The following is a 15107-nucleotide window of genomic DNA, read 5'->3' as shown; positions in this document are numbered from 1 at the left end:
TTTTTCAGGAGGAATTTAAGATGCCAACCCACTGTGCACTACTTGTAATCGATGTTCAGGTAGCCATGTTCGATGAATCAGATCCCGTATTTCAAGGGGACTTATTGCTTCAGAGAATACAACATGTCATTGCCAAGGCTCGGCAAAAAGGTCACTCCGTTATCTACATTCAGCACAGTGAAGGAGCAGGCAGTCCCCTTGAGCGTGGAACGGCAGGTTGGGCGATTCATCCGTCCATTGCGCCAATCACGGGTGACCTTATTATTGAAAAGCAGACCCCGGATTCGTTTCACGAAACAGATCTGAATCTGAAATTGCAAGAAAACGAAGTGAAGGATCTTATTCTGACAGGCATGCAGACGGAAATATGCGTAGATACAACTTGTCGCAGAGCAAGCAGCCTTGGCTATGCAGTAACCTTGGTTCGTGATGCTCACAGCACATGGAATTCCAACATTCTTCAAGCCGATCAGATTATAGAACATCACAATTTGGTTCTGAGCATGTTTGCGAATGTGGTGGATACCGAAAATGTAATGAATGGATGATATATACGGAGGGCTTTTACGAACAGAGTATGGTTTTCCATTGCGGTTCTTTACTGATTATCACGATAAGAAACCTGAGGATACGATCTGGTTCCTTTTCACTGTACATGTGAATGCTCTTCTTTATCTGTTTAATGTCCTGTTAATATACGCTGGAATTCATGTTTTACTCGATGTAAAGAAGAGAATGACGAGAGAATGACGACAGAGAATGCGACTTAACCCATAAGTTTGCCAAATGGCAAACTTATGCTTCTAATACGTCAACACCACGCTGATCTTTGGTTCCCTAACGGACAAATTTATTAAGCTTACTTATCTGCCCGACAAACGAACAAGGAGCAGCCCTAAAATAGACTGCCCCTTGTTGAACTAACGTTCTCCGTTAGAATTCCTGTACTTCATTATCGTTCGGAATTAGTTCATACAATGCACGAACATCACAACCGATGAAATCGTCGATCGATCTGGCAATTTTGATTGGCACATTCCGCTGACTTTCCAGATTCCATCAATCGTTCATTCAGTTTTTCCGTACTTCGGCGCTATGAATTTTCATAGTAGTTTTACAAACTGTATTAAGAATTGTAATGAATAGTTCCTCTGAGTACATATGGTGCTGATGATTCACTAATTATTAATCCCTTTAACTCACTTGGTACATTTATGTATTCTTTTGCTCTTTGAGGTTCCATCCAAGTAAAGTTCTTGATATTATTACACTGTTTTCTTTTTCGGACTAATTGCGTGTATATATTTAATTGTAAGTTTCCATAACACTTTCCCGAGCCAATACATCAACACACCAATCACAATAGTAATTGGCAAGAACTGCATTGGGGTTGGTATAAATGCTCCCATTTCGATTGTTATTCCGGCAATATCATATCCCATAAGATATCCGACAAATTTAACAATTCCGCCTATCGGCGTAATAATTCCACCAATCATGAAAGCAATGGAAAGCGTACTGATGAATGGCAAAAGTAACATACCGCTGACGCCTGCAAAGCTGCTACAAAATGCAAATATTGCGCCGAATTTACGCCAACTAAATTTACTGTTCTTTGAAATGGCTTCACCTAAGTATGCTTTCGCTAATTCTTTTGGGTTTCCTAACCGTCCGATGATTTGCTCAGAAGCTACTCCATTATTTTGCAATTCAAGTATTAAACTTTTGATTTCTTTTACAATGTCAATACGCTCGGAATCGGGCATAGATTTCAAATACTTTTCAATTTTTTCAAGATAATCATTCATAATTTTATCCATAATCTAACTCTCCTTTAATTTCTGATATAACCTTTAATAAATTATCCCATTCTAAGGACATCGCTTTTAAGTATTCGTCTCCTTTTTCTGTAAGGGTATAATATTTTCTTGGTGGCAAGCCTTCTGTACTTTCTTGCCAAGATGAAGAAATATATTCTTCTTTCAGTAATCTTCTAAGCAGTGGATAAATGGTGTTTTCTTTTGCAGCAACAATAGGATATTGCTCTAATACACCTATGATTTCATACCCGTAATATGGTCGTTGCTTTATTAGCAATAGAATACAAAAATCGAGTGTTCCTCGCTTAATTTGTGATTTCCAATCTTCTACATTCATATATTGTGCCTCCTGCATATACATCGTACAACACAGTACTACATTTATCAATAGTAAATTCACTACCAACAACAGCCGTACGCAAGCGGAAACAGCGGGCAATATTACGCAATAGGGGGGATTACCTGAGCTAAAACTCCGATCAAAAAAGGACATACGTATAATCAAAGTAGCTCGCTTGGGATTCAAACGCTGGCTGCAGCAAAGCGAGAACATCGATTAAGCCTAAAAACTATGACAATCCATATTTTCCGTTTCTCCTACTTGCTAAATTCAGCAAGTAGAATATTTTTAAAAGGATTAGGACTGTTATCTCTACCCAAACTGTTCAAACTGACAACCAACGTATGCTTGCCTCCAAGTGTGCCTCCTGCAAAAGTAGAATACCCTAGAATGCCACCTATGTGCCCCCATACCGAGACACCGTTTGGAAGCTTAAATTCAGAGATTCCAAGACCATATCCATCGATTCCTGCTCTCCCTACAGGAACTGTAGTAAGCATTTGTTTTAGTTGCGGTTCCTTCAGTAATTTGCCACCGAGCAAGGAAGAGAAGAACTTATTTAAGTCGTCAGCAGTAGAAATCATATCTCCAGCCGAGCTACCTGCGCTTGGATTATAATAAGTGACGTCTTTTATCTCACTTGCCTCGTTTGGTTGGGAATATCCCCGAGCATGCTTGGTGCCTGGAATAACGCTTGAATTGCCAGGTAGGAATGTATCCGACAATTCAAGCGGTTCAATAATCCGATTTTCAATCTCTTCCGCATAGCTGTTTCCGGTTACTCTTTCAATAAGAATACCCAGTAATACGTATCCCGTGTTTGAATAAGACCAACCCTTTCCTGGGACAAAGTCTGGGGGCAGAGAGATCCCCATCTTCACTAATTCATCAGCCGTATACAATTTTTTTGTATCCATAAAATCAGCGTCTTTAAACCTTGAGTATTCAGCGATACCACTTGTATGGTTCAATATCTGCCTGATGGTAATCTGTTTACCGTTATATCCATTTCCTTGAATGACAACAGGCAACCATTTTTCGATGGAGTCGTCCAGATTCAAGCGATTCTCTCCAGCTAATTGAAGTACAACCGTTGCGGTGAACGTCTTCGTCACGCTGCCAATGCGAAATCGAAAATTGGTTTCCATTGGTTTATTGGTGCTCAGATTCCCTACCCCAGCGGCGTAACCCCACGTTTTTCCACCCTCAGAAGTTTTAGCGAGTATCCCTGGGAATCCAAGTTGTAATGTATCCCGCATTGCTTGCTTGACGGAATTATGAGCTTGTTGAGTATTTGTGTGTAACGAACTAGATACATTTTGAGTAGGCTCTGCTTTAACAATTGAGGTTGGCGATGTGCATACCAGGAAACTTCCGGTTATTAAAAAGGCCAGACTTGCAAATGTAATTTGATAACGTATTTTCATAAGGCATTCCTCTTCTCTAGTAATATTGTAAGTTTGTAATCATCATCATAATTGTTTTACCAACGCCATTCTGTCCTAACAAGTGGTAATTCCTCTTTTTTCGCATCCCAGAAGTTAATTCATTTCCTTAAAATACTTTGTTAACTGGTTTGTTTTTCATATATTCGTAATATATCTTCCGCCTTTCGTACTTACTTCCTGCATATACATCGTACAACACAGTACCTCAACTAACAATAGTATGCTGAAAATTTTGTGTTCAACGAGAGATATTTTGAACTAAATTCAGTATCAACGACCGTCGAGTGCAAGCAGAAACAGCGGGATGTTACGCAATAGGGGCGTATATTTAAGAGGAGCAGGGTTTTATACCTTCTCTCTCAAAATCATCGTTCTGCTGCGTGACACATCCATAGTAAAAACGGGGTGCGATTGGTCTGTGAATGACCGCCGCGCCCCGTTCTATACGCTACACTTATGGGTAAATAACTGATCTCTTTATGGGGTAAGTCACAGAAAAAGAGTAAGGAGCTGCAACGATCGGGCTCTTTTGTTTTTACCATATCATGGGTTATGATAGAAGGCACGAATAGAGTGGAGTGATGATATGAAACAGATCCCAGCAGCATGGAATTCAGACCGACTCTGCATGTCCGATTTGAAAGAATCTGAGATTTTTGATATTCAATCCATTGTTGATACGAGTAGCTATGTGCAGGAATGGGACGGACGAGATCATGAGCCGAATTATGTGAGAACGTGCTTTGAGAAAGGAAATCTGCCTCCTGGGGGAAGGTTGGAAAACTACCGAATTCAGACCATTCGTACTTACTGATCAAAACACTTAAAACGCATAAATAGTAAAGGAGAATGACTAAATGGAATCTTTCTTTCGTTATAACTGGATCGTGCGTGAGCAATGGTTTCAGTGGTGTGAGGACGTACCGCTGGAAGAGCTGCTTCGGCCACGAACAGGCGGGGTAGGCAATATATTGCAAACGTTTTTTCATATCATTGATGTGGAGTGGAGCTGGCTCCAAGTATTGCAGGGCAAACCGGATGGTATGGAGAATTTTGAAAACTATAAGACACTGGAAGCTGTGCGACAATTCGAGCGCAAGCTGCGACCCGATGTGGAGGCGTTTGTTCTATCCTGGGACCCTGGCATGGAAAAGAGACCCTACATCGATCCTGAATTGGATCGTACCACAGTCAAGGAATCGTGGGGAGAAGTGATGCGTCACGTGATTGCTCATGAGATTCACCATATGGGGCAATTATCGGTATGGTCCAGAGAACTGGACAAGAAGCCTGTGTCTGCCAACTTCATTGGTAAAGGTCTTATTACGCCTGACAACTAGTAGTGAAGAGGATACAGTAAGATTCAAATTCTAAATTCACAAAGAAGGGTCGGGCAAAATGAGTGTAACTCTGGAAAATATCCGTTGGGTTGATTTGAATGAAGATATTCGCTCCCTGCTAGAAAACCCATATAAGATGCTCCCCCTGTCACCGGGGCTGGAAGCAGACGTTGTGAAGATAGAATGCGCTAGTCACTCTTATGTGTTAAAAATATGGAACAAGGACTCCAAACCCGATATTCGGAACCAGTATGAGCTTTTATCTGAACTGTACCAGAGGGGAATGCATGTCTCCCAACCTTACGGCTGGGGCATGGACGCGGACCAGAATCAGGTTCTGTTAACAAGTTTTGACGGGGAGCCTATCTCAAAGCTAAACAAAGCCAAGCTGGAGCAATTGGCTCAAATGTTAATTCAAGTCCATGGTTATGATCTACATGATACGAATAACGCGGAAGCAAATTTTATATCACAATATGACTTCGTTGGATATTTCTTTCCCTCCATTGAACTGCATGAGGATATGCATCAGATCCTGACGAGCCTTCTTCAACGGACGGAGTTTAGGCAGGATTATTTGATCCACGGTGATTATAACCTGGGAAATATTCTGGAGGCAGATGACCAGTACACCATTATCGATTGGACGAATGGGCAGCTTGGTGACCCGAGGTACGATATGGCCTGGTCCATTTTTTTGATGACGATATATGCAGGGGAACGAAACGGAAAGGTGTACAGTGCTCTATTCAAGAGTCTAACGGAATACACACCGGATGATGCGGAGATTTTTGAAGCGATGGCTTGTTTGCGCTGGATTCTATTAAAGCGAGTGGCTAATGTTCCTATGGGTCCAGGTGTGATGCAGCGGATTAAAAAGATTATTGGCCATAATTCATATTTACATGATGAACTGCTGTAGTATTGTCCTAAACTATCCTTCACTGCATACCTATGGTATAGAGGAGCGTGATAGGTATGGAACAGAAGGTGCAAACCTATTTTGAATTAAAGCAGCAGCAAAAAGAAATTGAACAGCGTCTATCTGTGTTACGGGATGAGATTGTCGGGTATTGTGAGCAGCAGGGTGTCTATGAGACGCAAGTTGGCGGATATGCCGTGAAAACGGTGCTTCAGCACCGGAAGGAATATGATGACCAGAAGCTGTACGCTTCCCTTCCCGATCCTGACATCTGGCGGCTGTTGTCCAAGGTGGACAGTCATAAGCTGAAAAGCCTGATCAAGCTGAACATACTGACGGAGGAGCAGATTAGTCCAGCTTGTACGGTGAAGCCAGTGACCTTATTGCAGGTGGACAAACTGTAATCCTTCCACGATATCATTATCATCAACTTTTTCATGGTCAGTACATGGTCAATACAAGACACCTCCCGTGGTATGTTGCGCTGTTGTCATCAGAGAGGGAATGCGGAGGTGTTTTTGTATTGCTTTGGACGGAACTGGATGGAAATAGTAAAATATCAGGGGGTAAAAGGTTTAATTTGTTCATAGTAAGCGCATTCATAAAACGATATCATAAGGAAAAACCTGTGAGGGGGAAGCAATATGCCAATAGAAATTCCGTCTCTACATACTGCTTTTGATAGTCAATTCAAAATAGGCGCAGCCGTAAATACGAAAACTCTGCATTCTGAAGGGGCGTTTATCGCCAAACATTATAACAGCATTACGGCAGAGAACCAGATGAAGTTCGAGGAGCTTCAACCGGAAGAGGGACGTTATACCTTCGAGGCTGCGGATGAAATCGTTGATTTTGCAGTAGGAAAAGGATTGGCTGTTCGCGGACATACACTGGTCTGGCATAATCAGACGCCGGCATGGGTATTCCGAAATGCTTCAGGTGCTCCAGCTTCCAGAGAGCTGCTTTTGTCCAGGCTGAAACAGCACATCGACACCGTAGTGGGTCGTTATAAAGGACATATTTATGCCTGGGATGTTGTAAACGAAGCGATTGAAGACAAGTCGGATCTTGTAATGCGTGATACTCCATGGCTTCAGCTATTGGGTGAAGATTACCTGCTTCAGGCGTTCAAAATGGCTCATGAGGCAGATTCCGGGGCTCTGCTTTTCTATAATGATTACAACGAGACCGATCCGATCAAACGTGAGAAGATATACAATCTGGTCCGGTCATTACGGGAGAAGGGGGCACCCGTGCACGGCATAGGCATGCAGGGTCATTGGAATATCCATGGTCCCTCGGTCGAAGAAATCCGGCTCGCCATTGAACGTTATGCTTCATTGGATGTGCAGCTGCATATTACGGAGCTGGATTTGTCCGTATTCCAGTTTGAAGACCGTCGAACGGATCTGACAGCCCCAACTGCGGAGATGGCAGAACTGCAAGAGCGTCGGTACGAAGAGATTTTCCAACTATTCCGTGAATATGAATCCTCGATTACGTCCGTGACGTTCTGGGGTGCGGCAGACAATTATACCTGGCTGGACAATTTCCCGGTGCGTGGACGTAAAAACTGGCCGTTTGTGTTTGATCAGCACTTACAGCCGAAGGAATCGTTCTGGAGAATCATTAAGGGGCAGCATCTGTAGCTCCATCGGAAATCATACGCCTTACTTGCAGCTACCCATTAGAGGCGGTTGCAAGTAGGGCTTTTTGGAATCGTTCATGATGTGAAGCTGGAGAGTCTTATATGCTCTCTAGGGGCCGGGATTTTGCGGGGGACATGTCGAATCGATCGGAGTCATTCACATCACTAAAAAAATATAAATTTATTGTCGGTTTTGCTGCTTGATGCCATACTGAGACAAAAACAGGGGAATGGCGGGTGAATCTATGTACAAGGTTATTGTGGCAGACGATGAACCGTTTATGCTGGAAGGCTGGAGGACGATGATTGACTGGCAAGCCTGCGGTTATGAACTTTGCGGAACGGCAACGGATGGTGAAGAAGCGCTCGCCCTGATTGGTACTGTGGAACCGGATCTTGTGGTAACCGATATCCAAATGCCTGTTCTGGATGGATTGGGACTGATTCGCACCATGCGGGAAGAGCTTGGACATACCGCCAAAGTCATTATTGTCAGCGGATATTCGGAATTTGCTTACGCCCAAGAGGCAATACGCTACCGGGTGGATGAGTACGTGTTGAAACCCCTGGTTACCGAGGAAATACATCAGGTGTTATTGGAACTGATCGGACCGCTGGACAAACGCAAAGAAGAGAAAAAACAGGTTGATGGCCTGGTTGCGCCGAAAGACACTCCCTTTGGTTCTGCGGATCTAGGGAAGATAGAAGAGTACGATCTTGAGCAAATGACGACCCTTTCCAATCAAATCCTGGCCTGGATTGAAGCAGGTGATATAACCGAAATCGCCGCAGCAGTGGATGACATGTTGTATAAGAAGAGTAAGTCTGACGTCGGATGGGTTCCAAATGTAGTGCGGTACATTCACGGTGAACTGCTCGGAAAGTATAGTGGAAATGATGAGGGGATGGTACTGCTTCGCGAGAAAGGGTGGCATGAAATCGATGGATGGTCAACAGGTACGTTGAAGCAACTCTTCATTCGTATAGCCCAGGTTTTGTCTCCATCTTCAGACTCCGGTTCAAGAGGCTTGGTTTCCGAGGCCATTGATTACTTGAAGCGGCATTATCGGAATAAAGTCACATTGCAGGAAGTAGCACAGTATATTCACGTGAACTCGGCCTATCTGGGCCAACAATTCAAGCGGGAAACAGGGGTTAGTTTCAGTGAATATGTGCACCGGATACGTATCGAAGAGGCACGCAGGCTGCTGCGACGGACCAATATGAAAATTTCGGACATTGCATGCGAACTGGGGTATCATGATGCCGAGTATTTCACCCATAAATTTAAAGCGTTTACAGGCGAACTTCCATCCGTGTACAAAAACAAAATTTAAGGGTGATCATGTGCGTAAAAAAATCTGGATGTTCCATAAAGTAAATGACATTCCTCTGCGATCCAAATTTTTGCTGATTTATGTGCTGAGCATCCTTCTTCCGGTCATTACGATTAATCTCTTTTTTTATCAACGTACCTCTGCCGACATTAAGGTTCGGGAGCAGGAAAATTTACGCAAGTCCATGGAGCGGGCAGCGGGCGAACTGATGGGCATGATCGATGAAAGTGTTGCGCTCAGCCGAATGATTGCAGCAGATGATTCGTTGTATGAAGCATTGGATCGGACCTACCGTTCTCCTGTGGATTATTACAATGAGTACCATGGATTTTTGCGCGACAAATTAACTCGTTATATGTCTGCCAACATATTGGAAGTACGAATCTATACGGATAACCAGACGATTCAGACTGGCAGTCATTACATCGTAATGGATAAGGGGGCAGATTCTCTTCCCGGTCTAAAACAGTTGGAGAAAACCAGCGGCGGCATTATGGTTGTCGATTATAACGAAACTTCCGGATTTAATCCGGGCACACGAATCAGTGTCATTGGCAAAATGGATACCTACGATTCGTATGACAACTACGCGAAATATTCCAAGGTCGATCTCGAAGTCAGTCGAGTGTACAGCATTCTGAATCGTGAGACGGATAGTCTCCAGCTTCGTCTGGTCGACGGCACGAATCGTACCGTAGTCTCCAGCGGTGACGTAACCGAAGGGAACTTGGGGGCATGGGTCGATATGCCAACGACTGGAAGTAACGCAAAGTCTGAATACATGATGGAGAAATCACTCGGCAATCTGGCCTATCTAAAAGGCTGGAAACTGATTGGAATTGCAGATACAAGACATTTGGATCAGCTGTTGGAGGAAGCTCTTAATTCCATTTTGGGTCTGCTCGCTATCAGTATCGTTGTGCCTTCCGTGCTTATTTACATCATTTTGCGGTCCTATCATTATCGGGTTCGAAAACTGGCAAGACATATGGATAAGGTGCGCAACGAACGGTTTGATCTCATAGACATTCATGAGGGAAGGGATGAGATTGGAGGGCTGATTCGTACATTCAACATGATGATTGGCATGATTCATTCGTTGATCAACGACGTGTACAAATTAGAAATCCGGCAAAAGGATCTGGAACTGGATCGGGTAAGAACTGAATTGTCCATGCTTCAAAGTCAGATGAATCCGCACTTTTTATTTAATACACTCAATGCCCTGCTCGTCGTAAGTACGAAGAATGGATATACGGAAGTCATCGAGATTATTAAAAGCCTGTCCTTGCTGATGAGACAGCTGCTCAGTCGTTCAGATAATCTGATTCCCCTTCAGGAAGAGCTCCAGTTTACTACCCTTTATTTGCAAATTGAGAAATTTCGCTTCGGAGAGCTGTTTGACTATACCTTCGATATTGATCCAGAAGCAACGACTTTGCGTATACCGCGGATGAGCATTCAGCCTCTGGTCGAAAATGCATGCAAGCATGGATTGCAGGCCCGTAAAGCCGGGCGACTGATTAAAGTGACTGCCAAACTAAGCGAGTCTGGGTTGGATGTTCGTGTGATTGACAATGGCATTGGCATGGATGAAGGCAAGCTGAGTCAGCTGCTAAGAGACATGCGTTCCGACCGACCATTGGATGGAGGGCATGTGGGACTACGTAATGTTTATCGGCGATTGGAGCTTTTTTATGCAGGGGATGTGAACTTTACGATTAATAGTGAAGCCGGGACTGGCACAGATGCAGGGTACCATATTCCTTACGCCAGACTTGCATTGAAAGAATAGGAGGTGCAGACATGTACAAAGTATTGCTGGTTGACGATGAGCCATTTGCCATCGAAGGGCTCCAATTATTGATTGATTGGGAAAAGCACGGGTTCGAGATCGGAGGCATATGTGCCAATGGTGAAGAAGCCATGGATGCCATTTGCACAGCGCAACCTGATCTGGTCGTTACGGACATTCGGATGCCAGCCATGAGTGGGCTGGAATTGATTGAAGAAGCACGTCGTCGGGGACATGATTCCACGTTATTTGTCATTACAAGTGGGTACAGCGACTTTAATTATGCCAGACAGGCGATCCGTTTGGGCGTATCCAATTATTTGACCAAACCGGTTGTTGGACCGGAAGCTGATGACATGCTGGAGCGATTAAGACAAGAACTACAGGAACGGGAAACGCTCGAACGGATTCGTGAACAGGCGAAAGAACAGCGAATCAGGCGGGTTTTAACGGAGCTGGTTACGGGGGCGGAACTGGCTGATGGTCAGGAGGAAACATGGCTCATATCCGAGATGTCAGAAAGAGCGAATCAGTGGACATATGCGCAGGTCATGTTTGAAGGGGAAGTTACAAGTCATGCCCGTTCTGTCCTGCAGCAAATAGCAGAGAAAGAAAGCTGCTGTTATCTGATCGATAGTGGACAGATGACCTGTGGCATCGTATGGGGTGAGGCTCATTCCAAAGCAACCGGGGTGACAAGTTCACTTCGAGCTTTCGCTGAGAGGGCTCTGGCGAGTGTGCAGAATGAGGGCTCTGCTGAGGTGAAGATGGCTGTAGGTCTGCCCGTCCATGAACTGGAGGAATTGCCCGTATCCTACAGTTCCTCTTTAGAGGCTGGTCGTTTCCTGTTTTTTAGTGAGAGTAGTGTCATGTTCGCTGAAGATATACGGGAGCAGCCATTGCTGTTTGATCCTGGAACACTGATTGAGGCCGACGATATTATGGAGCAGTTGGAGAATGGTTCGACTGAAGAGCTCTTGGTATCTGTTCGGAGAGCGTTCGACAGGTTCAAGCAGGACATGGCTGCACCGGAACTAATCCATATTTTTTCGACCCAAATTCTGTTTCGGGGTCTCGCTCTTTGCAAGGAGCTAGGGGGCGAGCCCAATACTCTGATTCAGGAATCCGCACTTCAGATGAGTCGACGGCATCATCGAAATATTGAAGAATCGGCCAGTATGCTGGAGGAATTCTGTCTGACATGTCAATCGGAAGTGATGACACTTCGGCAAAAGCAGGTTGGAGGAACCCAGGCGATGGTGGCCGAATATCTGCGCAGTCATTATAAAGAGACGTTTACGATCAGGGAGCTTGCCGAGCAATTTTATATCAATCCAGTGCATCTGGGGCAGTCTTTCACGCGCAAATATGGCAAGGGTGTATTGGATGTTGTACACGATCTGCGAATGGAAGAAGCGAAGCAGCTCCTCCGGGAGACAGAGCAGACTTCCTGCGCCATTGCAGAAGAAGTGGGTTACAGAAGTTATCAGTATTTCCTGAAACAATTTGAGAAGAGGTTGGGCATGAAACCGGCAGAATACCGACAACAGTCTGTCAGGTAAAGGAACAATGACTTCGTTGTTCGATTTTTACGTTTCCATATTCTGAAAAAAAGGGGGGGAGGAGCTTAAATCTGTTTATTTTGTAACCGCATACATTTCTTCATAATAAGAGCAGTAAGGCAAACCACTTCCAAGGAGGGGCAATACATGGGGGGATTGAAGAAAAAGAAACTTTGGGGTTCCGTTTCACTCGTTCTGGCCTTTAGTTTAGCATTGGCCGGATGTAGCGGAGACAGCGCCAAAACGACTACACCCGACGGCAAAGAAGTATTAAACATCTCAGCTTTTATTGGTACACCGAATCAGGCACCTACTCAAGACAACCGGATTTACAAAAAGATTGAGGAGGAACTGGGTGTCAAGTTGAACATGGAGTTCCTGGTAGGAGACCTGCAACAGAAGCTGGGTGTTATGATCGCTGGTGGAGATTTTCCGGATCTGATCACAGCCGATACGAAGCTTGTCTCGGCCGGAGCGGTTATTCCGCTGGAAGATCTGATCGAGCAGCATGCACCTAACCTGAAGAAGCATTTTGCAAAAGACTGGGAACGGATGAAAGATTCCAGTGATGGACATATCTACTGGTTGCCGAACTACGGCGTATACACTGGAGAGTTTATCAGCAACTATTACTCTGGTCCTGCGTTCTGGATTCAGAAGTCAGTTCTGAAAGAAGCAGGCTATCCAACACCTAAGACTCTGGATGACTATATGAAGCTGATTCGTGATTATGCCGCGAAGCATCCAACCACGGAAGATGGTCAACCAACCATTGGATTCACTACACTTGCTTCCGACTGGAGAACGTTCCCATTGCTTAATCCACCGGAGCATCTGACAGGTCATCCGAATGATGGCGGCGTCGTGGTAGATGACAAAGGCGTAGCAACCGTATTTGCCGATAAGGATATCTCCAAACAGTACTATAAGGAACTGAATAATCTCTATAATGAAGGTTTGCTGGATAAGGAAGCTTTTGTTCAAAACTATGATCAGTATCTGGCTAAAATCTCCTCGGGGCGCGTCGTCGGCATGTTCGACCAGCACTGGAATTTCCAGCAAGGTGAGGACCCGCTCGTAGCCCAAGGTAAAATCAGTCAAACCTATGTAGGATTCCCGCTTGTTTATGATACAAGTATCAAAGATCACTACCTTGACCGACCGGTCATCAACCTGAATAACGGCTTTGGTATCAGTAAAGATGCCGAAGACCCGGTAGCAATCATCAAGTTCCTGGATAAGCTTATGGATGAGAAGTATCAGAAGCTTCTGTCCTGGGGTGAAGAAGGCGTGGATTACATGGTAAATGATGAAGGAAGATTTTATCGTACACCAGAGCAGCGTACACAGCAGGAAGATCCGGCATGGAAGCTGGCTAACAAGGCAGAAGGCTTCTACGGTGCAGCACCGAAAATGGAAGGAACTTTCGAAGATGGCAATGCGATCGGAGCAACGAATCAGCCTGAAGAATTCTATGACAGCTTGAAGCCGGAGGATAAAGAATTGCTGGATGCTTATGGATACAAAACATGGAGTGACTTCTTCTCTCCTGCTCCAGAGAATCCAGTGTACTATCCAGCATGGCAGGTGGACCTGAAGGAAGGTTCGGATGCTTCGGTAGCGAACAAACAAATGACAGATACTTCCCTGAAGTTCTTGCCTAGAGCAATCATGTCAAAAGCGAATGAGTTCGATTCGATCTGGAACGAATATGTGGACGCTTACAAGAAAATTAACGTGAAGGCTTATGAAGAACGGATTAACGAGCAACTGCAATGGCGGATTCAGAACTGGACTGTAGAAAAATAAAAAAAGTGGCAGTGGATATTCCCCTGGGAGGCACGAATGGAATGAATGCCATTCGTAGCCTTCCGAGGCTTCCATGCAAACGGCCGCTGTATGTTAATAGGAGGAGTGAAGGATGGCAAACACGCCAGGAGCCATACAAGATCAATCCGCTCCAACCATCGTTGCCAAGACGCCTTTATTAAAGCGTTTACGCAGTCAGAAGCAATTGATGTTCATGTCTCTGCCCATTGTTGCGTACATTTTGGTATTTTCGTATTATCCAATCTGGGGCTGGGTTATGGCCTTTCAGAATTACAGTCCGGCGAAGAGTTTCGCGCAGCAGGAATGGGTCGGACTTAAGCACTTCAAGTTTCTGCTTACGGACGACGCGTTTCTGAACGTGCTTCGCAACACGATTGCCATGAGTGTCATTAACATGGTGCTTGGATTTGTAACGGCTATTGTTTTTGCGATTCTCCTTAATGAGATCAAAAACAAGTTCTATAAACGGACGGTTCAAACGATTTCGTATTTACCCCACTTCTTGTCATGGATCATCGTAACGGGGATAGTGGCTAGTTCGTTATCCGTAGACGGCGGGATTGTCAACGTGGTCTTGATGAAGCTGGGACTGATTCAGGAACCCATCATGTGGCTTAGTGTCCCGGAATACTTCTGGGGAATTGTTGGTGCATCGCATGTGTGGAAAGAGGTAGGCTGGAATGCCATTATTTATCTGGCCGCCATTACTTCTATCGACCCCTCGCTCTATGAAGCAGCTGAGATTGATGGAGCCAACAGGTATAAGAAAATGCTGTATGTGACACTGCCTGGAATCAAGTCCATTGTCATTATCCTGTTGATCATGAACATGGGATGGATTCTGGAGGCAGGATTTGAAGTTCAGTACCTGCTGGGTAACGGGGTTGTCGTTGACTGGTCTCAGACCATTGACATCTTTGTCTTGAAATACGGATTGCAGATTGGTAACTATTCTCTTGCTACTGCTGCAGGTATTTTCAAAACGGTCGTTAGTATTACGCTAATATTTGCAGCCAACTCGATTTCCAAACGTTTCGGTGAGGACCGATTAATATGAGGAGGACA

The 15107-nt window shown here is 44.6% G+C and carries 14 protein-coding genes; 11 read left to right on the top strand and 3 right to left on the bottom strand.

Annotated features, from left to right (window positions below):
• The first annotated feature begins 20 nt into the window (after nucleotides 1-20).
• Nucleotides 21-548, top strand: coding sequence for a cysteine hydrolase family protein (locus tag JNUCC31_RS06965; RefSeq protein ID WP_192269969.1), 528 nt, complete (start codon nucleotides 21-23; stop codon nucleotides 546-548).
• Between the two features lie 717 nt (nucleotides 549-1265).
• Here the strand turns inward: JNUCC31_RS06965 and JNUCC31_RS06960 are convergent.
• The 3 genes from JNUCC31_RS06960 to JNUCC31_RS06950 form a co-directional block, all read right to left on the bottom strand.
• The gene (locus JNUCC31_RS06960) at nucleotides 1266-1820 is read right to left on the bottom strand and encodes a DUF1700 domain-containing protein (protein ID WP_192269966.1); all 555 of its coding nucleotides are present in this window, start codon (nucleotides 1818-1820) and stop codon (nucleotides 1266-1268) included.
• Entirely contained in the window at nucleotides 1813-2157 is a 345-nt protein-coding gene (locus JNUCC31_RS06955; RefSeq protein ID WP_192269963.1) for a PadR family transcriptional regulator, read from the bottom strand. The genes JNUCC31_RS06960 and JNUCC31_RS06955 overlap by 8 nt, the downstream gene beginning before the upstream one ends.
• Before the next feature lie 260 nt (nucleotides 2158-2417).
• Entirely contained in the window at nucleotides 2418-3587 is a 1170-nt protein-coding gene (locus tag JNUCC31_RS06950; protein ID WP_192269960.1) for a serine hydrolase domain-containing protein, read from the bottom strand.
• 607 nt (nucleotides 3588-4194) lie between these two features.
• On the opposite strand from JNUCC31_RS06950, the gene JNUCC31_RS06945 reads away from it, so the two are divergent.
• From JNUCC31_RS06945 to JNUCC31_RS06900, 10 genes are all read left to right on the top strand, one after another.
• Entirely contained in the window at nucleotides 4195-4422 is a 228-nt protein-coding gene (locus JNUCC31_RS06945; protein WP_192269957.1) for a hypothetical protein, read from the top strand.
• Nucleotides 4423-4465: 43 nt separating this feature from the next.
• A complete protein-coding gene (locus JNUCC31_RS06940; protein ID WP_192269954.1) occupies nucleotides 4466-4948 on the top strand; it encodes a DinB family protein in 483 nt (160 codons plus the stop codon).
• 58 nt (nucleotides 4949-5006) lie between these two features.
• Nucleotides 5007-5870, top strand: coding sequence for an aminoglycoside phosphotransferase family protein (locus tag JNUCC31_RS06935; RefSeq protein WP_192269951.1), 864 nt, complete (start codon nucleotides 5007-5009; stop codon nucleotides 5868-5870).
• 56 nt (nucleotides 5871-5926) lie between these two features.
• On the top strand, nucleotides 5927-6274 hold the full coding sequence (locus JNUCC31_RS06930; protein ID WP_192269948.1) for a hypothetical protein: 348 nt from the start codon (nucleotides 5927-5929) through the stop codon (nucleotides 6272-6274).
• A gap of 240 nt (nucleotides 6275-6514) precedes the next feature.
• The gene (locus tag JNUCC31_RS06925) at nucleotides 6515-7519 is read left to right on the top strand and encodes an endo-1,4-beta-xylanase (protein ID WP_192269944.1); all 1005 of its coding nucleotides are present in this window, start codon (nucleotides 6515-6517) and stop codon (nucleotides 7517-7519) included.
• Between the two features lie 229 nt (nucleotides 7520-7748).
• A complete protein-coding gene (locus tag JNUCC31_RS06920; protein ID WP_228469560.1) occupies nucleotides 7749-8855 on the top strand; it encodes a response regulator transcription factor in 1107 nt (368 codons plus the stop codon).
• A gap of 10 nt (nucleotides 8856-8865) precedes the next feature.
• The gene (locus tag JNUCC31_RS06915; protein ID WP_228469559.1) at nucleotides 8866-10650 is read left to right on the top strand and encodes a sensor histidine kinase; all 1785 of its coding nucleotides are present in this window, start codon (nucleotides 8866-8868) and stop codon (nucleotides 10648-10650) included.
• A gap of 11 nt (nucleotides 10651-10661) precedes the next feature.
• Nucleotides 10662-12212, top strand: a complete 1551-nt coding sequence (locus JNUCC31_RS06910; protein WP_192269939.1) for a response regulator transcription factor — start codon at nucleotides 10662-10664, stop codon at nucleotides 12210-12212.
• A gap of 147 nt (nucleotides 12213-12359) precedes the next feature.
• Nucleotides 12360-14021, top strand: coding sequence for an ABC transporter substrate-binding protein (locus JNUCC31_RS06905; protein ID WP_192269936.1), 1662 nt, complete (start codon nucleotides 12360-12362; stop codon nucleotides 14019-14021).
• Nucleotides 14022-14133: 112 nt separating this feature from the next.
• Nucleotides 14134-15099 (top strand): ABC transporter permease, encoded by a 966-nt coding sequence (locus JNUCC31_RS06900; protein ID WP_192269933.1) that lies wholly within the window; start codon nucleotides 14134-14136, stop codon nucleotides 15097-15099.
• Nucleotides 15100-15107 lie beyond the last annotated feature (8 nt).

Origin of the sequence: Paenibacillus sp. JNUCC-31 (assembly GCF_014844075.1) — a bacterium.
Lineage (GTDB): Bacteria > Bacillota > Bacilli > Paenibacillales > Paenibacillaceae > Paenibacillus.
The sequence above is the reverse complement of the archived record's forward strand: the minus strand, read 5'-3'. Positions and strand labels throughout refer to the sequence as shown.